The sequence below is a fragment of the Arthrobacter sp. 10T416 genome, assembly GCF_056394165.1.
Window position 1 is genome coordinate 1 of sequence record NZ_JBFTHI010000019.1, and the last position, 22411, is coordinate 22411.

The window sequence follows — 22411 nt, forward strand, 5'->3', positions numbered from 1 at the left end:
CGTGCGGGTCGGCGTCGTGTGGTGGTGGGGTCTTTTGTGGTGGCTGGTGTGGTGTTGGTGGCGGGTGCGGTGATTTATCCGGGGTTTAAGACCACTGAGGTGGATTTGAACGATGGTGGTGTGTGGGTGGTGTCGAAGGCGAAGAATGCTGTGGGGCGGTTGAATTATCCGTCGCGGGTGTTGGATGGTGCGGTGACGCCGGCGTCGACGACGTTTGATGTGTTGCAGGATGCTGGGACGGTTTTTGTTGATGATGCGTCGGGGGCGACGTTGAATCAGGTGTCTGCGGCGCAGATGCGGTTGGGTGGGGATAAGAAGTTGCCGGGGTCGGCTCAGGTGAGTTTTGGGTCCGGGGTTATTGCGGTGACGGATGCGGTGCGGGGTCGGGTGTGGGCGTTGTCTCCGTCGACGGTGAATGGTTTTGATGAGGAGAGTTCGGAGCCGGTGCTGTCGGGGGCGCAGGGGACGGTGTCGGTGGTGGGTGCTGATGACCGGATTTATAGTGCTGATCCGGTGTCGGGCCGGGTGACGGTGACGAGTGTGGATGCGGATGGGMRGGCGACGGATTCGCAGGCGAGTACCTGGGAGGGTTTGAAGGGTGCCGGCGGTATCCAGTTGACCGTGGTGGGGGACCGGCCGGTGGTGTTGGATGCTGGCCGGGGGAAGTTGTTGTTGCCGGGCGGGCGTGAGTTGGGGTTGGCGGATGCGCGGGATGCGCGGTTGCAGCAGCCTGGTCCGGGGGCGGATGCGGTGGCTGTGGCGACGCCGAAGGCATTGTTGGAGGTGCCGTTGGATGGTTCGACGGCGAAGACGGTGACGTTTGGGGGTCAGGGTGTTCCTGCGGCTCCGGTGCAGTTGGGTGGGTGTGTGCATGCTGCGTGGGCTGGGGCGAATAAGTATGTGCGGGATTGTGTGAATGATGTTGATGATAAGAACGTCGAGGTCCCGAAGGCGTCTGCGTCGCCGAGCTATGTGTTTCGGGTGAACCGGGATGTGGTGGTGCTTAATGATGTGAATTCGGGGAATGTGTGGTTGGTGAACCAGAACATGCAGCTGGTGAACAACTGGGACGACGTAATCCCCCCCAAGAACCAGTCCAACGACCAGGACAAGGAATCCGCGGACAACAACACCATCAACATCCTCCCGGACCGCACCAAGCCGAACCGGCCGCCGGAGACTAAACCCGATACCGTCGGGGTCCGCCCGGGCCGCACCACAGTGCTTAGTGTGCTGGATAACGACTCCGATCCCGACGGCGATGTCCTGACCGCCTCGGTTGCAGGCAACGGCCCCAAAGCCGGCAGCCTCCAGAGCATCTACGGCGGCACGGCCTTTCAGATCACCGTCCCGGCCGACGCGAAACCGGGCACCGAAATTTTCGGCTACAACGCCTCGGACGGCCGCGGCCTCTCCGCCAGCGGCAGCGTCACGCTCAACGTCGTCGGGCCCGATGAAAACAAACCGCCGCTGTTCAAGCGCGGCGAACCCACCACCATGCTCGTCGAGCAGGGCAAAACCGTCAGCCAGAACATCCTCACCGACTGGACCGACCCCGACGGCGACGACCTCGTCCTGATGGACGCCAAGGCGGACAACGACCAGGACCAGGTCAAAGTGCGCCGCGACGGCCTGCTCAGCTATCAGGATTCCGGCGCCGCCCCCGGCAAGAAGACCGTGACCGTCAGCGTCTGGGACGGCCGCGCGACCACCACGGGCAAGGTCATCGTCAACGTCCAGCCGCCGGGCGCCCTCCAGCCGGTGGTCAACGCGGACCACGTCACCGCCGTCGTCGGCCAGGACCTGGTCATCTCCCCGCTGAAGAACGACGTCGACCCCAACGGCGGCGCGCTGCGCCTGGCCCAGGTGGAAGCGGCCGGAACGGCGGAGCTGGGCCCCGTGACCGACGGCGGTACCTTCACCTTTCGCAGCAACACCCCCGGCCCCGTGTACCTGACCTACATTGCCAGCAACGGCCCGCAAAGCACCCAGGGCCTGATCCGCGTTGACGTGGAGTCGGGCAAGGACACCGGCGACCCCGTTGCCGTCCACGACGTCGCCCTGCTCCCGGCCGGTGGCAGCGTCCTGGTGGACCCGCTGGCCAACGACTCGGACCCCGCCGGGGGAGTGCTGGTGCTCCAGTCCGTGCAGCTGCCGGAAAATGCCACCGCCTCCGTCAGCGTGATCGACCACGCCGTGCTGCGGATCACCGACATCACCGGCACCAAGGAACCGTTTATCTTCCGGTACACCATGTCCAACGGCACCAAGTCGGCCACCGGCAGCGTCTCCGTGGTGCCCGTCCCGGCGCCCGCGGTCGTGGAGGCACCGCAGCCCAAACCCGACGAGGTCAACGTGCGTGCCGGCGACGTCGTCACCATCCCTGTCCTGGCCAACGACACCCACCCGCAGGGCGCCAAGCTCACCGTTGACCCGGTGCTGCCCCAGCCCGTGCCCGCCGCGGACGGGAAGAGCTTCGTCTCCGAAAACACCCTGCGCTTCATCGCCGGGCCGGTGCCCAAGACCGTCCGGGCCATCTACAACGCCGTCGACCCGCAGGGCCAGAAGAGCGCCGCCGCCGTCACCATCCACATCCTGCCGCTGGAAGGCGCCCAGAACTCGCGGCCGCAACCGAAGAACCTCACCGCCCGCGTGGTGGCCGGCGGCACCGTCCGGATCCCGGTGGAGCTCGACGGCATCGATCCCGACGGCGACTCGGTCCAGCTCACCGGCATTGACAGCACCCCCTCGATGGGAACCGCCACCGCCGGGAGTACCTTCATCGACTTCACCGCCGCCGGCGACGGGGCCGGAACAGATACCTTCCGCTACAAGGTGGTGGACCGGCAGGGCGCCGTCAACACCGGCACCGTCACCGTCGGCATCGCTCCGCGCGGGGAGACCAACCAGAAGCCGACCCCCGTGGACGACACCGTGTCCGTGCGGCCCGGCCGGCAGATCGCCGTCGACGCCACCGGCAACGACACCGACCCCGACGGCGACCCCATCCGGATCCTGTCCGACGGCGTCGAGGCAGCCCCTGAGTTGCAGGCCACGGTCAGCAAACAAAGCGGCCGGATAATCCTCCTGGCGCCCAACCAGGAAGGCACCGTCAACGTCCGCTACAAAGTGGCCGACGACCGCGGCGCCACGGCCCAGGCCGCCATCGCCGTCAAGGTCCAAAAAGACGTCCCGCTGCAGGCGCCGATCGCCCGGGACGACCGCGTGACCTCCGCCCAGACCCTGGGCAAGACCGCCGTCGACGTCCCGGTGCTCAAGAACGACGAAGACCCCGACGGTGTGGGCGAAAACCTCAAGGTCAGCACCGAGGCGAAGACCGCCAGGCCCGGCACGCAGGGCAACATGATCGTGGACCTGACCGAGCAGCCGCAGCTGATTCCGTACACCGTGGAGGACCTCGACGGGCAGAAATCCACGGCGATCATCTGGGTTCCCGGGATCGGCCAGCAGGTGCCCACCCTGGCCAAGGACGACGTCGTGGAAGTGGTCGCCGGACAATCGGTCACCCTGGACCTCAAGGAATGGGTCAAGGTCCGCGACGGCCGCTCGCCGCGCCTGACCCAGACGGACCGGATCAAGCTGATCGGCGCCGACGGCTCGGACCCGGTGGCCAACAACGGCACGGCCCTGAAGTACACGGCAGGCAAGGACTACGCCGGGCCCGGTTCGCTGAGCTTCGAGGTCACCGACGGCACCGGCCCGGACGACCCGGCCGGCCTGAAGTCCACCCTCAGCATCCGCACCAAGGTCCTCCCGGACCCCAACCGGAACAACCCGCCCGTCCTCCTGGGAAGCCAGGTTGACGTGCCCAAGGGTGACACATCCAGCGTGGACCTGGCCCGGCTGACCACGGACCCAGACGATGGCGACGTGCAGAACATGAAGTACGAGATCCTGGGCGAAGTCCCGGGGGGCTTCGACGCCAAAATCGAAGGCCAGGTCCTGAAGCTCTCCGCCAAGGACGGCAGCGAGGCCGGGGCCGACGGCGCCGTACAGGTCAAGGCCAAGGACCCCCGCAGCCTGGAGGCCACTGCGACTTACCGGTTCACCGTGACGGCGTCCAACCGGCCCCGGCCGGTCGCCAACGACGACCTCGAGCCGAACGCCGCCGCCGGTAAGCCGGTCACTGTCAACGTCCTTGCCAACGACGCCAATCCGTTCCCGGACTCCCCGCTGAGGATCGTGGCAGCCGCCGCCGAAACCGGCTCCGGCAACGTCGCCGTGGAGGGCGGCAATGTTGTGGTCACCCCCGCGGCCGGGTTCTCCGGCACCATGGTGGTGGCCTACACCATCGCAGACAAGACCCAGGACCCGTCCCGGCAGGCCACGGCCAGGATCCGGCTCACAGTAAAGGACCGCCCGCTGGCACCCACCACCCCACAGGCCGCCAGTGTGGGGGACGGCACCGCGCTGCTGAACTGGACCGCCCCGGCGGACCGGGGATCCCCGATCACCAAATACACGGTCTATGGCGAGGGCGGGTTCCGGCAGGACTGCCCGGCCAACTCCTGCACCCTTACCGGCCTGACCAACAACTCGAAGTACCACTTCCAGGTCACGGCGACCAACGCCATTGACGAATCCGAGCGGTCACCGGCGTCCGCCGAAGTGCGCCCTGACGTCAAGCCGGATACCCCGGCAGCACCGTCGCTGAAGTTCGGCGATCAGCAGCTGGCCGTGGCCTGGGTTGCTCCCGCATCCAAGGGCTCGCCGGTCAAGTCCTACGACCTCGAAATTTCCCCGGCCCCGCCGGGACAGAACGCCCAGATCCAGAACCTTTCATCTGTCAGCTATGTCTGGAAGGGCCTGAAGAACGGCGTCGCCTACAAGGTTCGCGTCCTGGCCCGCAACGATGCCAAGGATCCGTCGGAGTGGAGTGCCTACTCCGCCGCGGAGACGCCGGCGGGCAAGCCCGCAACGCCGGCGGCTCCGACCGCGGCGTCCGCGGGGTCCGTGGGGAACCAGAGCCAGCTTCGGGTGAACTGGACTGCACCGGACAACAACGGCGACGCAGTCTCGGCCTACACCCTCACCACGTTCCGCGGTGGCTCGCAGGTGGCCAGCCAGAAGGTCACCTCGACGTCGCAGAACGTCACGGTGGATAATTCCGAGGCCGATTACACCTTCTCCGTTTCTGCCACTAACAAGGCCGGAACGTCCGCCACGAGTGCCCGGTCAGCCGCCATCCGCGCGGCCGGCAAACCCGGAATGGTCTCCGGCGGAACGGTTAAGGAAACCGGTGCCAGCGGCCAGCTGCGGGTGACCTTCACACCCCTAAGCCAGGCACAGCGCAACGGTTCGCAGGCCAGCGAGATCCAGTACAGCTACCGGGCGGCCACGTCCGGCGGCGTGGTCAAGGCCGGTGGCATCGCCGCGGGCGGCGCCACGATCGGCGGGTTGCCCAACGGCAAGAACGTCACCATCAACATCATCGCGAGCTCCACCAAGAACAACATCGCCGGGGACGCCAAGGCTGTGGGCACGGCCAACCCCTACGGCCCGCCCAACGCGCCGGTACTCTCGCCCCAGAGTTCCACCACGCAGCAGGTGCACTGGACGTGGAACAACCCGGCCAACAACGGCCGCGCCATCCAGCGCTTCGAGATCAGCTACGAAGGCGGCGGATGGACCAGCGTTGGCCTGGCAAACCGCTACGACCGCGACACCGGGGCATGGAGTTCCACAAAGAACCTCAAGGTTCGGGCCTGCACTGTGGTCTGCGGCTCCGCGGACTCGGCCAACGCCACCAGCGGGAAGGACCCGACGCCGCCGTTGTCGCAAATCCAGGCGCATAACAGCACCTGCCCGGGCCAACCCGGCCGGAAGGACACCTACGACCCCAGTGGCCCCACCTGCGGCGCCGGCTGGGTCCGGAGCTCCGAAGGCCGGCTCAACATCAACTGCACCAAGGACATCTACGGCAACGGGACGCCCTGGTACCGGATGACCGAAGGCAGCCACCCGGGCTGGTACGTCAAGTCCACCACCGTCAACCTGTACGGCCCCAAGCCCGGTGGCTGCTGATGACCACAACCAACCCACACGCCGGATCCCACGGGGAATCCCTGCCGGCCAACCCCCAACTGCTTGACCCGAATGAACATGGAAGAGGAACCAGCGCATGACGATGACCACAGAGCAGGCCGAATGGTTTGCCGGCACCTTTGAGAAGCTCGTAGCCAACGTGGGGCAGGCCGTGCTGGGCAAGTCGCACGTCATCCGGCTGACCTTCACCGCGATGCTGGCGGAAGGCCACGTCCTCTTCGAAGACGCCCCGGGCACCGGCAAGACCTCGCTGGCCCGCGCCCTCGCCGCCACCGTGCAGGGGTCCAACAACCGCATCCAGTTCACCCCTGACCTGCTCCCGTCGGATGTCACCGGCGTGACCATCTACGACCAGAAGACGCAGAAGTTCGAGTTCCACAAGGGCCCGATCTTCAACAACATCGTCCTCGCCGACGAAATCAACCGCGCCTCACCGAAAACCCAGTCGGCGCTCCTGGAGGTCATGGAGGAGTCCCGCGTCACCGTGGACGGCGCCACCTACGAGGCAGGCCGGCCGTTTATGGTCATGGCCACGCAGAACCCGATCGAACAGGCCGGCACCTACCGCCTGCCGGAGGCGCAGCTGGACCGTTTCCTGATCAAAACCTCCATCGGCTACCCGGACCACGCGTCCACCGTGCAGTTGCTCGGCGGCGCCAACCTCAAGGACCGCTCGCGGGAAATCACCGCAGTGATCACCACCCAGGCCGTCGCCGACATGGCCGACCTCGCCGCCACCACCCACGTGGACACCGCGGTGCTCGAATACATCTCCCGGCTCTGCGAGGAGACCCGCAACGCCCCGGAGACGCGCCTGGGCGTCTCGGTCCGCGGCGCCCTGGCGATGGTCCGTGCCGCAAAGGTCTGGGCCGCCAGCCAGGGCCGGAACTTCGTCCTGCCGGATGACGTCAAGGACCTCGCCGCCGTCGTCTGGACCCACCGGCTGGTCATGGACCCGGAGGCGGAGTTCTCCGGTGCCACCGCCGACGCCGTACTGACCCGGGTGCTGGCCGACGTCGCCGCCCCGCAACAGCGGGCCGCGGTCTAACCGGAAGCTTCCGACGAGTCCACCCGCGGGGCCGCCCACCGGCCCCGCAACCATGCACGAACAAAGGCACCCATATGTCCACCAGCACTCCGTTGAACCGGCTTGCTGAACGCCTGAAGCGGCCCCTGTCCCGGGCCGGCGGGCCCGCCCGGCTGCACCCCTCGGCCGTCTGGGCCGAAGCCCGCAGCACCGCCGCCCTGGCGCTGGCCCCGGCCGGAAACGCCGTCCGCGCGCAGTACCGCCGGCACCTCCACCCGGTGCTGTCGGTGGTCAGTGTCCTCGGCTGGTCCGTCCTGGCCGCGTCCGTGCTGCTCTGGGCCGTCGGCCAGGCGTACGGCTGGCAGGAGGCCAAGGCCGCCGCGATCGCCGCGTTCGTGTTGCTGCTGCTCGCCATTGGCTTCATCCTGGGCCGCTCCTCCTACGGCGTGCTCCTGAACCTTGCCCGGACCCGGGTGGCCGTGGGGGACAGCGCCGTGGGCAGCATCGCGGTCTCCAACACCTCCGCCCGGCCGCTCCTGCCCGCCGACCTGGAACTGCCCGTCGGCGCGGCCACCGCCGTGTTCCACCTGCCCCGGATGAAACCCGGGCAGGTCCACGAGGACCTGTTCACCATCCCGACGGCCCGCCGCGCTGTGATCGTGGTGGGCCCGGTCCGTTCCGTCCGTGCCGACCCCCTGCACCTGCTCCGCCGCCAGGTGCTCTGGACCGAACCCGAGGACCTCTACGTGCACCCCCGGACGGTGGCCCTGGCCGGGTCGGCCGCCGGCTTCATCCGTGACCTCGAGGGCATGCCCACCACGGACCTCTCCAGCGCCGACGTCTCCTTCCACGCCCTGCGCGACTACGTGCCCGGTGACGATCGCCGGCACATCCACTGGAAGACCACGGCCCGGACCAACAAGCTCATGGTGCGCCAGTTCGAGGAGACCCGCCGGTCCCACCTGGCCATCTCCCTGTCCACCAACACGGACGAATACGCCTCCGAGGAAGAATTCGAGCTGGCCGTCTCCGCCGCCGCCTCGATCGGCCTGCAGGCCATCCGCGAGCAACGGGACCTTGACGTCCTCACCCAGAAGGGGCCGCTCCGGTGCGAAACCGGCCGGAACCTGCTGGACGACATGACCCGGATCGTCGGAGCACCGCAGCGCAAGACCGCCGTGGACCTCGCCCGCACCCTCGCCGACACCGTGCCCAACGCCTCGGTGGTGTTCTTCGTGGTGGGCAGCAACGTCAGCCCCACCGAGTTGCGCTCCGCCTCGGCGTCCGTTCCGCCGGGCGTCCGCAGCCTCGCAGTCCGGATCCAGGCCGGTGCCGCCCCGGCCCGGGCCAACATCGCGGACCTGACAGTGCTCACCCTGGGCGATCTTTCCGAGCTGGCCATTGTGCTGAGGAAGGCGGCCGCATGAGCACCGCCACCGGTTTCCGTCCCCGCAACAACGCCGTGCCGCGCCGCCGTTCGGGCTTCGCCGACGGCCAGCCTGCCTGGCATTACGCGCTCGACGCCGGCGCCCTGATCGTGCTGCTGGGGCTCGGCGTCCTGGGGTTCAGCCTCAGCTTCGGCGGCGACCCGTACTATCTGGCCGCAGGCTTCGGCGGCATCCTGTTGGGCTTGGGCATCGCGGCCGCCCAAGTGCATTTCCGGCTGGGTGTGCTGATCACCACGGCCCTGACGGTTGGCGCCTACCTCGTCTTCGGCACCGCCCTGGCCGTCCCGGAGGCGTCCATCGCCGGGGTCCTTCCCACACTTGAATCGCTGCGGACCCTGCTGGTGGGCGTGATGTTCGCCTGGAAGGACATGCTCACCGTCGGCGTGCCGGTCGGCACCGCCGGCGGCACCCTGATCGTGCCGTTCCTCAGCTCCCTGCTCACCGCCCTGGCGGCCGGACTGCTGATCTGGCGGCTCAAGAGCCCCTACTGGCCGCTGCTGCCGGTCCTGGTGCTCTTTATCACCGGCATCGCCTTCAGCACCAACGCCGGCTTCCTCACTGTGGAACGCGGCATTTCGCTGACCGTGGTGGCGATCGCATGGGCCACCTTCCGCCGCGACGCCCTGCGCCGCAACGACACCCGCAAAATCTCGGTCAACCAGCCCGAGTCGGACCAGGCCACCGCCCGCACCGCCCGGCTCCGCCGGGTGGGAACGGCCGCCGCGGTGATCGCCGTCGCCGTCGGCGTCACTGCCGTCGCCTCACCGCTGGTGGCCGCCGACGACGACCGGAAGGTCCTGCGCAACACGATCGTGCCGCCGTTCGACCCGAAGGCCTACGTGACCCCGTTGGCCAGTTTCCGCAACTTCGTCAAGGACAAAAAGGACGACAACCTCTTTATGGTGAAGGGGCTGCCGAAGAACGGCAGGGTCCGGCTCGCTGCGCTCGATTCGTTCAACGGCACCAACTACAACATGGACCCGAACGGATCCGGCAGCTTCAGCAAGGTTGGTGACGCCAAGTCCATCAACACCCTCGCCGATTCGACAGGGATCGTCCCGACCAACAACTACACCCTGAACATCACCATCGAGGACTACCAGGGCTTCTTCCTCCCGGGCGGCCGCAAGACCACCGGGATCAGCTTCGCCACCGACACGGCCGGCGCCGCGTCCGGGCTGTACTTCAACTCCGGCACGGACACCGCCGTCACCACCCGCGGGCTCTCCAAGGGCGACGCGTACAGCGTGCAGGTGGCCGACCCCGCCATGCTCGAACACGGCCAGCTGACGCAGTACGACTTCGCGAAAGTCTCGCTGCCGGACCCCGCCGAGGTACCGCCGGTGGTCGACTCACAGGCCAACGACCTCGCGGCCGACGCACCCACCGCCATTGACAGGGTCCGCCAGATCGAGGCGCACTTCCAGAAAAAGGGCGCCTTCAGCAACGGCCTGATCGCCGACGGCCAGCTGCCGAGTGTCTCCGGCCACAGCGCCAACCGCATCCGCAGCCTGCTCACGGCCAAGCAGATGCTGGGCGATGACGAGCAGTATGCCGTGGCGATGTCCCTGATGCTGCGCCACCTTGGCATCCCTTCCCGGGTGGTGATGGGTTTCTACCCGGATCCCAAGAGCCCGGAAAACGGCGCCGGCGAAGTCCAGATCACCGGAAAGGACGTGCACGCGTGGGTTGAGGTGGCCTTCGACCGGGTGGGCTGGGTGTCCTTTGATCCCACCCCGCCCAAGGACAACGTGCCCATCCCGCCGGACCCGGAGAACAAGTCCAAACCCAAACCGCAGGTGCTGCAGCCGCCGCCCCCGCCGCAGGAGCCGGCCGAACTGCCGCCGGACTCCTCGCCGGACGCGCTGGACGCGGACGAGAACAAGAACAACCCCTGGCTGTTCTGGGGCCCGCTCCTTGCCGCGATCGGCACGGCGCTGATTCCCGTCGCGGTCCTGGCGCTGCCGCTGCTGCTGATCGCGCTGCTGAAGGCCCGGCGCCGGAAGGCCCGGTTCACCGACGGCCACCCCGCGCAGCGCGTCGGCGGCGGCTGGAACGAGGTCCTCAGCCTCGCGACGGATCTCGGCGCCGGCGTGGACACCCGTGCCACCCGCCGCGAGTCCGCCGTTGTCCTCGGCGAGGCGTTCCCCGCCAGCCAGGGCACCACCACCCTGCTGGCCCACCGCGCCGATGCCGCCATCTTCGGGGCCGGACAGCCCAGCGAGGAGCAGGTCACGGAGTACTGGCAGATGGTGGACGGCTCACTGAAGGCGATGACCGGGACCGTCGGGTTCTGGCGCCGCCAGCAGGCCCGCTTCTCGCCGCGCTCCCTGCTGGCCGACGGGCGGACCGCCCTGAAGCTGCGCGGACTGCGCCCCGTGCTGCCCGGCGGCCGCCGCCGCGGCGGTACCGCTGCCGGCGACGGAAACGGGCCCGCGGCAGTTGACCCGGCCGTCTTCGGCCCAGCTAGTACAGTGGAGCCCGGTCCGGACCACGAACCGCAGCGAACAGCCAGGAAGAACCGCAACGAGCCATGACCGACGACGTCGAGCGCTGCCCGCGCTGCCACCAGCCGATCCGCCCGGGCGCCACGTTCTGCACCTCGTGCGGGGTGCCCCTGAGCAACCGTTCGGCACGCAGCGCACGGCACGGGGACGGAACACCCGGTACTATCCCGGTAGCGCCTTCCGGGCGTGATGGCACGTTCGTTCCGGTCCAGGGTCCGGCCGGAGGACGTGTCCACGGACAAGGGGGAAGTACCGTAATGCCGAACAAGCTGGAGCTGGTTCCCGCCGATGCAGGAAAGCGGCTCGGCGCCGCCGTCCTGGACTGGACCGGGCCCGTGGCGGTCCTCATTGTGTTGTTCGCCCTCGGATTCGCCGGCGTCACACAGACCCGCAGCGGCGGCTCCATCATCTACAACACCTCCTCGATGGTGCTTTTCGGCGGCCTGGGGATCGGCATCACGCTGGTCTACACGGCGGTCCAGGCCATCATGGACGGCCGGTCCGGCACCACCCTCGGCAACCGCATCGTGGGGATCCGCACCGCCGACGCCGACGGGTACGCCCCGGGCGGGGGAGCGGTGTTCCTCCGCGGCCTCATCACCGGGGCCGGTGTGCTGCTGGCCGCCCTCGCCGCCGTACTAGTGGTGCTCTTCCAGTGGTTCGGCGCCGCCCTGGTGATGCTCGGCCCGCTGGCCCTCCTCGGCGCCGGTTGGGCTGTGCTGGTGGTCGTCTCCAACACCTGGGATCCCAACAGCCGCCTCCGTGGCTGGCACGACACCGCCGCGAAGACCCTCGTCTTCGACATCAAGGCCGGCCGGAACCCGCTCACCACCGGCGGCATCCAGGGCCCGTACAGCTTTGCCCCGCTGGACCTTCCTCCCGTGCAGCAGGTGGCCTCGCCGGTGGCCGGCGCCGCCCGGCTCCAGCCGCCGACCGCCGCGGCCGGACCCGCCGCACCGCCCACCGCAGCAGCCGCCTCCTCCGCGCAGCCCGCGCCGCAGCCGTTCTCCTTCCAGCCGGCCCCGGCCGGCCCGGCCCCTTCCGCGCCCGCCCCGATCGTGGCGGCCCCGATCGTGGCGGCCCGCAGCCACGCCGTGAACAGCCGCGCCTTCAGCCCCCACCCGGACGACGACCTGGACCGCACCCAGGCCCGCGGCGACAGCGCCGTGCCCATCACCGTGGCCGTGCCGCGGATCAGGATCGACGACGGCCGCGAAGTGGAACTGGACCGGTCCCTGCTGATCGGGCGCAACCCGGCCGGCCATCCCGGCGAGGAATCGGTGCAGCTGCTGCCCGTGGCCGACCCCGGACGTTCCATTTCCAAGACCCACCTCCTGGTGCTGGCCGGCGACGGCGGCATCTGGGTGACGGACCGCAACTCCACCAACGGAAGTGCCGTCACGACGCCGGACGGTATCCGTACCGCCCTGGCAGCCGGGGAACCCACCCATGTACGCCCCGGATCCACCGTGCACTTCGGTGACCGCTCTTTCTACCTAGGACAGGCATGACATCCCAGCCGGCTTCAGTACCGCCCGCCGAGGCGCCAGCAGCGTCACCCGCCAGTACCCCCAGCCTCCGGCTCCATTACGGGTACGGCACGGACTGCGGCCTGCGCCGGGAAATGAACGAGGACTCCTACATCGCTGCCGACCCCGTCTTCGCAGTCGCTGACGGCATGGGCGGCCATGAGGCCGGCGAGGTCGCGAGCGGGATCTGCGTGCGGACCCTCGCCAACATTCCCCAGCTCGCCACGGGGGAGCGGGACGCCACCGCCGCCATCGTCCAGCAGTACCTCCTGGAGGCCGACGCCGGCATCCGCGAGGCCACCGGTTCCCGCGCCGGGACCACGCTCTCCGGCGTCGTGGTGGTCGAACAGAGGGGCACCCCCTACTGGCTGGTGTTGAACATCGGCGACTCCCGCACGTACCGGCTCAGCCAGGGCAAGCTCAACCAGGTCAGCGTGGACCACTCCGAGGTCCAGGAACTGGTGGACGCCGGCGAGATCACCAAGGCCGAGGCAGCTGTCCACCCGCGCCGCCACGTCGTAACCCGAGCGCTGGGGACCGGCGACGAGACCGAGGCCGACTACTGGCTGCTACCCGTTGAAGAGGGCGACCGGATCCTGGTGTGCTCCGACGGGCTGAACGGCGAGCTCGACGACGAGCACATCGCCCGCATCCTGGTTGATCAGGCGGACCCGCAGGCCGCCGTGGACGAACTGATCCAGGCGGCCCTGCGCAGCGGCGGCCGCGACAACGTGACCTGCATTGTGGTGGACGCGAGCAATGTGGCCCATGACAACGGCGAACAGACCGCCCCGCGCACGGCAGCCCAGGCCGAAGACGAAAACACCCTGCCGCGCACCGAGGTCCTGAACGTCGCACCCGACGGCACCCCCGTGGGGGAGACCAGCGGGGAGACCGATGGCTCCCGCTGACCGCCTGGCCGATCTCAGCTACACACCTGGGTCCTGGCTCGGCATTGTCCGGTCCGGAACGGCCGTGCTGCTGCCGCGGGACACCGACCGGACGCTGGTGGACGCGCTCTGGACACTCCTGGCCGGTGACCCGGAAATCCATGAGGTCCTGGACACCGTGACCTCGGCTTCGGGCGGCTCCCTGGCGCGGCTGCCCTGGTTCGGCATCGTGGGCCGCCGCGGGTCGCTTCAGGTCTTCCTGCGCGGCGAGATTGATCTGGACGTCCGGCTGGCCGGCGGCGACTCCGTTACGGTCAGTGGCCGGGACGTGACCACCTGGACCGAGCGGAGGTTCCCCGCCGCGGAGGGCTTCAGCGTGGCCATCCCCGCCGCGGCGCCGGGCCAGGCGTCCCCGGCCGGTGTCCTCCCGCTGGGCGAGGGGGTGGTCCTGCTGCAGGAGCTGCACAGCGTAGCCTCCGGCGCCGGACGCGTCGCCGAGGCGGTACCCGCCACCGCAGCCGCCGCCCTGGCCCCGGACAACGTTGCCTCCGACGCCGGATCCGGTGCCGGGATCGGGGACCAGCTGCTCGCGGCGGCCGAGGCCGACATCGCCGCCGACCCGGACAGCCTCGGCAGCTCCGCGGATACGGTCCTGGAACTTCCCGCGGAGGATCTCGACGCCGGGGCCGACCTGGACGGGACCATCCAGGCCCCTGCCGACGACGCGGACGCGGCGGAACCCGTGGCGCACGCAGCGGACGGCCCTGACGTGCTGGACGCGCCGGACCCCTCCGTGGCCGAACCCGCGGCCGCCCCCGCCGAACAGGAACCCACCAGCAGCTACGACCACCTCTGGGAACAGACGGTCATGCGCCGCATCGAGGACGCTGCCGTCCGCGAGGATCCCGACGCCGACCCCGACGACGGACCGGTAGCACCGGAGCCGCAGGCAACCGACCACGCCGGAGCCGGGGAAAGCGACTCCGCCGCAGCCGCGGACCCTGGCAGTGAGGACGCCCACGAAGCCCAGGACCGCCCGGACCGTAAGGCGTTCGCCCCGGAACCGTCGGGCGCGGAATCGTCAGGCCCCGCCCCCGGGCCTGCCCCGGCCGTGCCGTCCGGGCTGATCGATTCGGTGCCCTGGCACACCGGCGGCGACCGGCCCGCTCCAGCCACCCCGCCGGCGCCGCGCACGGGTCCCGGCCCCTCTGCGCCGCCGTCGCTGTTCACCCCGCCGCCGGCGCCCGCCCCGGCTCCCTCGACGGAGGGTCCTGCCGTGGACGCCGACCACGACGGCCAGACCATCATGAAAAGCGAGCTCGGGCCTGCCACCAACGGCGGACCGGGCCACCCGGCCGCCCCCAGGGACCCCGGAACCGGTCCCATGGTGCTGGCCCGGGTCTGCCCGCAGGGCCACGCGAACCCGCCCACCAACGCCACGTGCGCCTACTGCAGCCAGGCGCTGCCCGGCGACGGCGTCCAGATCCGCCGGCCGCGGCTGGGCCGGATGCGGCTCTCCACCGGAGAACTGATCGACCTGGACCAGTCGCTTATCGTGGGCCGGCAGCCGTCGGTCTCGCGTGTGCAGGGCGCCGGCATGCCCAAACTCGTCCAGGTGGCGAGCCCCGGCGGCGACATCTCCCGCTCCCACGTCGAGGTCCGGCTTGAGGGCTGGCACGTGATGCTCTGCGACCTGAAGGCAACCAACGGCACCGTGCTCCTGCGCGAAGGCCAGGCCCCGCGCCGGCTCGCCCAGGGGGAAATGGCGATCCTGTTTGACGGCGACATCGCCGAACTCGGGGACGGCATTCAGCTGCGGTTCGAGGAGCTCCTGTGAACGCCAAACGCCCCGTCGCCCCGCCGCCCACCATCCCGGGCTTCACGTACGTCAGCCTGCTCGGCTCCGGCGGATTCTCCGACGTGTACCTGTACGAACAGGACCGGCCGCGCCGCAAGGTGGCCGTCAAGGTGCTGCTCTCCGACCTCAAGACCCAGGGCGCCCGCCGCCGCTTCGAGTCCGAGGCGAACCTCATGGCGCAGCTGTCATCGCACCCCTACATCGTGACCATCTTCGAAGCGGAGATCACCGACACCGGCCACTCCTACCTGGCCATGGAGTACTGCTCCCGGCCAAGCCTCGACGTCCGCTACCGGCGCCAGCGCTTCAGCGTGGACGAGGTCCTGGCCGTCGGCATCCAGGTGGCCTCCGCGGTCGAAACCGCGCACCGCGCCGGGATCGCGCACCGCGACATCAAACCGGCCAACATCCTGGTCACGGACTACAACCGCCCGGCGCTGACCGACTTCGGCATCTCCGGCACGCTCGCCGGCGACCAGGACGAGGACGCGGGCCTGTCCATCCCGTGGTCGCCGCCGGAACAGTTCAGCGACCGGCAGGTGGACGGCGTCCTGGTGGACGTCTGGGCGCTGGGCGCCACCCTGTACACCCTGCTGGCCGGCCGGTCACCGTTTGTCCTCCCCGGCGCGGACAACTCCCAGCGCGAGCTGATTTCGCGGATCACCAACCTGCCGGTGCCCAAACTGGGCCGGGCGGACGTGCCCGAATCCCTGGAGCTGGCGCTGGCGACCGCCATGGCCAAAGCCCCCGCCTCCCGCTACTCCTCGGCCCACGCCTTCGCCCTGGCGTTACAGCGCATCCAGGCTGAACTGAACCTGTCCGTGACCCCGTTCGAAGTCCTTGAGGAACCGCGCGCCGACGAGCCGCACCCCGATGACACCTTCGAGGAAACCCGGGTCCGCAGCGTCGCCTCGATCGACCCCGACGCCACCGGCCATGCCCCCACCTTCCCGGCCCGCCTGCCCGCCGCCGCGCCGGACGACGCCACAACCTCCAACAACGCCACCCGCGCCAGGCCGCCGTTCGGCAGCCCTGCCCCCGGCAGCCCGGCCCCGGGGCGGGACACCGCCGCCGGCCGCGATACCGTCCAGCGGCCCGCCTTCGGAGCGGCGCCCCGTCCGGCGCCCCCCGCGGGGGAGGACGACGACGTCGCGGCCACAGTCAACCGGTCCAGCATGGCCCCGCAGGACACGGCCGCCGGCGAACCGGGGGACGCCGGGGAAGCCCCAGCCGGCAACGGCCGCCGGAACCTGGTCCTCGCGATCGTCGGTGCCGCGGTCCTGGTGATCGCCGTCGTCGTCGGGATCATCGCCGGGACCACCCGCCCCGCCCCGGCCCCGCAGGCCACCGAGCAGGTCAGCAAGCCGCCGGCCGATGCCCTGGACAACGGCACCGTCCCGGACGTGACGGCACTGGCCGGACGCGCGGACAGTGCCGGCAAACTCACCTTCACCTGGAAAAACCCGCAGCCCAAGACCGGTGACCGCTATAAGTGGCGGACCTACTCGCCCACGGGCAACGGCGAATTCCAGGCCACTGCCACGGCCAAAGTCCAGGTGGCTCCCAACCCGGCCGGGGACACCTGCATCCAGGTGATGATCGTCCGCTCCGACGGCGCGTCCTCGCCCATGGAACAGGACTCCATCGCCTGTGCCAGGAAATCCTGAGCCGCCTCCCGGCACGCGGCGCAGCAGAGCACACACAGGCACAACTTACGGCTTTCGGCCCAACAAGGAGACACGGACACATGGGGGATCTAGCAGTAGATTTCTGCGGCGAATGGCACGAACCATCCGACGAGGACATCTTTAGCATCGGCCGGGAGGGTGACCTCGAAGTCGACGACAACCCGTACCTGCACCGSCAGTTCCTGCAGATCGCSCGCTATGACGGCATCTGGTGGCTCAGCAACGTCGGCAGCATGATCTGCGCGACCGTTGCCGACGCCTCCGGCGGCATGCAGGCCTGGCTCGCCCCCGGAGCCCGGATCCCACTGGTCTTCAGCCACACCAACGTCATCTTCACGGCCGGTCCAACCACCTACGAATTTGCCGTCCACCTCCGGACCCCCGCCTTCCGGCAGGAATCCCGCGGGGAGGAAAGCGGCGGGGACACCACCATCGGCCCCGTCGTCTTCACCGACTCCCAAAAAGCCCTGATCGTGGCCCTCGCCGAGCCGATGCTGCGCCGGGAGGGGACCGGCTTCAGTGCCATCCCGTCCTCCGCGCAGGCGGCCAAGACCCTGGGCTGGGCACTGACCCGGTTCAACAGAAAGCTGGACAACGTGTGTGACAAACTCGACCGGGTAGGGGTCGCCGGACTGCGCGGCGGCGGCGGCAAACTCGCCACGAACCGGCGCGCCCGGCTGGTCGAACACGCCGTGACATCGCACCTGGTGACCGCTGCCGACCTCGTGCTCCTGGAAACCCAGCGCGGAGGGGACGACGCATGAGGATCCGGCTGACCCTGCGCCGCGACCCGGCCGAAGCGAAGGACCTCGCCGTCACCGTCGACGGCCTGGCCACCGTGGCGGACATCGCCACCGAACTCTGGGCCGCGGATCCGGCCCGGCGCGGCACCGAACCGCCGTCGAACCTCTCCCTCAGCATCGAGGAGTCCTTTGCCGCCGGCGGCCTCAAGGGCAGCGTCCTGAACCGGGAGGACAACCTGCTCGAATCCGGGCTGCGGCCGGGCTCGATCGTCGGCCTGACGCAGGTCAGCGAGCAGTTCGCCGTGCCCGGGGCAAACCGAGGACCCGCCGCGGCGACCCTCCGCGTGCTCTCCGGCCCCGACGTCGGGCGCGAATTTTCGCTGCCCTCGGGGACCAGCTACATCGGCCGTGACCGCGACGTCGACATCCGGCTCACGGACCCGCTGACCTCGAAGCGGCACGCCCGCGTCACGGTGGGGGAGACCGTGGAAATCGTGGACACCAACTCCGCCAACGGCCTGCTGATGGACGGGCTCCCGGTGGGCCGTGCGACGCTGAACTCCTCGGACACCGTCACCCTCGGCGACACCACAGTCTCCGTGGTGTCCCTCGGCGGCGCCCAAGGCACGGCGCCGAGCTCACCGCTGATCGACTTCAACCGTTCGCCCCGGGTGGTGCCCCGGTTCGAACCGCACAAACGCACGCTGCCGGCCGGACCCAAACGCCAGGAACGGCACCCCTTCCCGTACATCATGATGGTGGCCCCGCTGATGATGGGTGCCGTCATTTTCGCCGTCACACAGAGCCTGATGTCCATGGTCTTTATGCTGATGATGCCGCTGTTCATCGTGGGCCATTACGTGGACCAGAAAATGCAGGGCAAGCGCGACCGCAAGGAACAGCTCAAGGCGTTCCGCTCGGCGATGGCCGCGTTCCGCACCGATATCACCGCCCTGCAGAAAGTCGAACGCTCGGTCAGGCTGCAGGAGGCTCCGTCCGTCAGCGACACCGTGGACTCCATCTACAAACTTGGCCCGCTGCTCTGGACCCACCGGCCCGAGCACACCGGCTTCCTGGGCCTGCGCTTCGGCCTGGGCACGGCGCCGTCGCGGATCCAGTTCGAGGAACCGCAAAGCAACGAGACCGAGCCCGAGTACATGGCCGAGATCCAGGACTGCCTGGCGCAGTTCTCCAGCATCGAGGGCGTGCCGATTGTGTCCCAGCTGCGCACGGCCGGCTCCTTCGGCCTCGCCGGCCCCCGCGGCCTGGTGGATGACGTGGCCCGCGGCATGGTGCTGCAGCTGGTGGGCCTGCATTCGCCCGCAGAGGTGGTCCTGACCGGCATCACCTCGGCGCAGTCCAAGGACCGCTGGGAATGGCTTCAGTGGCTGCCGCATGCGGGGTCCGGCCACAGCCCGCTGGCCGGCGACCACCTCGCCGCCGGACCCGCCGGCGGTACGGCGCTGCTGTCCAAACTCGAGGACCTCATCGACCAGCGCGAAGCCGAGGCGAAGTCACCGCGCCCGGAACTGCGGCCCGGCCTGGCCCTCGAGGGCGGCGACGTCCCCGGACCGCAGCTGCCCACGGTCCTGCTGGTGGTCGAGGACGACGCCCCCGTGGACCGCGGACGCCTCACCAGGGTGCTCGAACGCGGGCCGGACTGCGGCATCCACGTTATGTGGGTGGCCACCTCCGTGCAGCAGCTGCCGGCCGCGTGCCGGGACTTTATGGCCGTCGACGGCGAACACGGCACCACCACGGGCCAGGTCCGGCTGGGCCGGCAAACCTTCCCCGTGAGCTGTGAAAGCCTCGACGCCGGACTCGCCACCCAGCTCGCCCGGATGCTCGCGCCCGTCGTCGACGTCGGTAAGCCGCTGGAGGACGATTCCGACCTTCCCCGCGCTGTGTCCTACGCAACGCTGATCGGCAAGGACTTCCTGGACAACCCGCAGGCCGTCGCGGACCGCTGGAGCGAAAACAATTCCGTGCACAGCACCGCCAAGCCCAACCGCAAGGACAACGGCACCCTGCGAGCCCTGGTGGGTTCCAAGGGCATCGAACCGCTGTACCTGGACCTGAAGAACGAGGGTCCGCACGCCCTCGTCGGCGGCACCACCGGTGCCGGAAAGTCCGAGTTCCTGCAGTCCTGGGTGATGGGCATGGCGGCCGCGTACAGCCCGGACCGGGTGAGCTTCCTGTTCGTGGACTACAAGGGCGGGGCGGCGTTCGCGGACTGCCTGAACCTGCCGCACACCGTCGGCCTGGTCACCGACCTCTCGCCGCACCTGGTCCGCCGCGCCCTGACCTCGCTCCGGGCCGAGCTGCACCACCGCGAGAAGCTGCTCAACCGCAAAAAGGCCAAAGACCTGCTCGAACTCCAGCGGCAGGCGGACCCGGAAGCACCGCCGTACCTGATCATCATCGTGGATGAGTTCGCGGCCCTCGCCACCGAGGTGCCGGAATTCGTCGACGGCGTGGTGGACGTCGCCGCGCGCGGCCGCTCCCTCGGGCTGCACCTGATCCTCGCCACCCAGCGGCCCGCCGGCGTCATCAAGGAAAGCCTGCGCGCCAACACGAACCTGCGCGTGGCGCTGCGGATGGCCGACGTCGACGACGCGGTGGACATCCTCGGCGTCCCGACCGCAGCGTACTTCGACCCGTCCATCCCCGGCCGTGGCGCCGCGAAGACCGGACCCGGCCGGATCCAGGGTTTCCAGACCGGGTATGCCGGCGGCTGGACCACGGAGAAACCGCAACGCCCGCGGATCGACATCACCGAGATGGCGTTCGGGTCCGGTGCCCCGTGGGCGGCCCCCGCCCCCGAGGCCGCCGTCAAGGAGGAACCGGCGGGCCCCAACGACATCGCCCGGATGACGGCCAACATCATCAGGGCAGCGGACGTGCTCGCCATCGAGCCGCCGCGCAAGCCCTGGCTGGACGAGCTCGCCACCACCTACGACTTCTCCCGGCTGCCGAACCCGCGCACCGACGAGCGGCTCCTCCTGGGCGTGGCGGACGACCCCGCCCACCAGGACCAGCCCACGGTGTTCTACGAACCGGACCGGGACGGCAACATGGCCATCTACGGCACCGGCGGCTCCGGCAAGTCCGCTGCCCTGCGCGGCATCGCGATCGCCGCGGCCGTGACCCCGCGCGGCGGCCCGGTGAACGTCTACGGCATCGACTGCGGCTCCTCCGGCCTCAAGATGCTCGACGAGCTGCCGCACGTCGGCGAGATCATCAACGGCGACGACGTCGAACGCGTTGGCCGGCTCCTGCGCTGGCTGCGGGACCTGGCCGAGGACCGCTCGGCCCGCTACGCCGAGGTCCGCGCCGCCACGATCGTGGAGTACCGGAAGCTGGCCAACATGCCGGACGAGAAACGCATCTTCGTCCTGGTGGACGGTATGTCCGCGTTCCGCGAGGCCTACGAGTACAGCAAGCTCTCGGCCCTGTGGGACATCTTCCTGCAGCTCGCCACCGACGGCCGCCCGCTGGGCATCCACCTGGTTGTCACCGGCGACCGGCCGAACGCGGTCCCGGCGTCCCTGCTTGCCTCGATCCAGCGCCGGCTGGTGCTGCGGCTGTCCTCCGAGGATGACTACATGTCCATGGATGTGCCCAAGGATGTGCTGGGGGCCGGCACGCCGCCGGGCCGCGGCCTGCTGGGCAACCTGGAGGTCCAGCTCGCGGTCCTGGGCGGCAACTCCAACCTGGCCGTGCAGGCCCGCGAAGTGCATAAACTCCGCGAGGCCATGCTGCGCCAGGGTGTGGAACGGGCGCCGCAGATCGAACGCCTGCCCGACTCGGTGGACCTGGACGTGCTCCCCGCCGGCAGCCCGGACCTGCCGGTCATCGGCGTCGACGACGAGACTCTGCAGCCCGCCGAGATCCTCGCGAAGGGCTCGCTGCTGCTGGCCGGCCCGCCCGGTTCCGGCCGCACCGTGGCCCTGGTGACCCTCGCGTACGCCCTGCGCCGGTCCAACCCGGGCGTGGAGCTGATCTACCTCGGTGCCCGCCGCTCCGCGGCGGCCTCCCTCAAGCTCTGGGACCGTTCCCTGGTGGGGGTCGACGACGTCGACGAGGCCATCGACGAACTGATCGACTACGCGACGGGGACGCCGGGCAAGCTTGCGATCTTCATCGAGGGCCTGACCGACTTCAGCGACACGCTGGCGGAGTCCGGCATCGGCCGGCTGGTGGCGGCGTCCATCAAGGCCGATCAGTGGGTCGTGGGCGAATCCGAGACCTCCACTTGGTCCTCGGCCTGGTCGCTGGCGCAGCCGTTCAAGTCCGGACGCCGCGGCCTGCTGCTGAACCCCGGGGACATCGAGGGCGACAGCCTGCTCAGCACATCGCTGGGCCGGACCAGCGGGGACTTCATTCCCGGCCGCGGCTACATCGTGGGCCGCGGCAAGGTCCGGAAGCTGCAGGTCGCGCTCCCGCCGGAGAACCGAAACTAGCCCCGCCGTCCCGCGCCGGTGCCGCCCCGTGGCCGTACTGGCCCGGCGGCGGGATGGGGAGTGCTGCCCATCGACAGTGTTTTCCGGGGCAGGGTAGGTTCTAGGTATTGGATCTTCCGGATCAGCCGGAGGCCGTTGGGGATGCCGACAGTGATCGGGTCCGGTGAACTAAGGAGATTGTCACATGGCTAT

The 22411-nt window shown here is 69.5% G+C and carries 10 protein-coding genes; all 10 read left to right on the forward strand.

Translation table 11 applies throughout. The features are described 5' to 3' along the window. The first annotated feature begins 57 nt into the window (after positions 1-57). The 10 genes from AC1DBE_RS15575 (at position 58) to AC1DBE_RS15620 (ending at position 22219) form a co-directional block, all read left to right on the forward strand. A complete protein-coding gene (locus AC1DBE_RS15575) occupies positions 58-6045 on the forward strand; it encodes an Ig-like domain-containing protein (protein WP_476971102.1) in 5988 nt (1995 codons plus the stop codon). A gap of 97 nt (positions 6046-6142) precedes the next feature. After that, on the forward strand, positions 6143-7114 hold the full coding sequence (locus AC1DBE_RS15580; RefSeq protein ID WP_476878875.1) for an AAA family ATPase: 972 nt from the start codon (positions 6143-6145) through the stop codon (positions 7112-7114). Between the two features lie 74 nt (positions 7115-7188). Next, positions 7189-8520, forward strand: a complete 1332-nt coding sequence (locus tag AC1DBE_RS15585) for a DUF58 domain-containing protein (protein WP_476971097.1) — start codon at positions 7189-7191, stop codon at positions 8518-8520. Then, on the forward strand, positions 8517-11078 hold the full coding sequence (locus AC1DBE_RS15590) for a transglutaminase-like domain-containing protein (RefSeq protein ID WP_476971098.1): 2562 nt from the start codon (positions 8517-8519) through the stop codon (positions 11076-11078). The genes AC1DBE_RS15585 and AC1DBE_RS15590 overlap by 4 nt, the downstream gene beginning before the upstream one ends. Then, positions 11075-12559 (forward strand): RDD family protein, encoded by a 1485-nt coding sequence (locus tag AC1DBE_RS15595; protein ID WP_476878878.1) that lies wholly within the window; start codon positions 11075-11077, stop codon positions 12557-12559. Before AC1DBE_RS15590 ends, AC1DBE_RS15595 begins: the two co-directional genes overlap by 4 nt. After that, positions 12556-13488, forward strand: coding sequence for a PP2C family protein-serine/threonine phosphatase (locus tag AC1DBE_RS15600; RefSeq protein ID WP_476878879.1), 933 nt, complete (start codon positions 12556-12558; stop codon positions 13486-13488). Before AC1DBE_RS15595 ends, AC1DBE_RS15600 begins: the two co-directional genes overlap by 4 nt. Further along, complete coding sequence (locus AC1DBE_RS15605; RefSeq protein WP_476971099.1) at positions 13475-15304, forward strand: FHA domain-containing protein; 1830 nt, start codon at positions 13475-13477, stop codon at positions 15302-15304. Before AC1DBE_RS15600 ends, AC1DBE_RS15605 begins: the two co-directional genes overlap by 14 nt. Then, entirely contained in the window at positions 15301-16992 is a 1692-nt protein-coding gene (locus AC1DBE_RS15610; protein WP_476971100.1) for a protein kinase domain-containing protein, read from the forward strand. The genes AC1DBE_RS15605 and AC1DBE_RS15610 overlap by 4 nt, the downstream gene beginning before the upstream one ends. 80 nt (positions 16993-17072) lie before the next feature. Further along, a complete protein-coding gene (locus AC1DBE_RS15615) occupies positions 17073-17777 on the forward strand; it encodes a hypothetical protein (RefSeq protein WP_476903892.1) in 705 nt (234 codons plus the stop codon). Continuing rightward, complete coding sequence (locus AC1DBE_RS15620; protein WP_476971101.1) at positions 17774-22219, forward strand: FtsK/SpoIIIE domain-containing protein; 4446 nt, start codon at positions 17774-17776, stop codon at positions 22217-22219. The genes AC1DBE_RS15615 and AC1DBE_RS15620 overlap by 4 nt, the downstream gene beginning before the upstream one ends. Positions 22220-22411 lie beyond the last annotated feature (192 nt).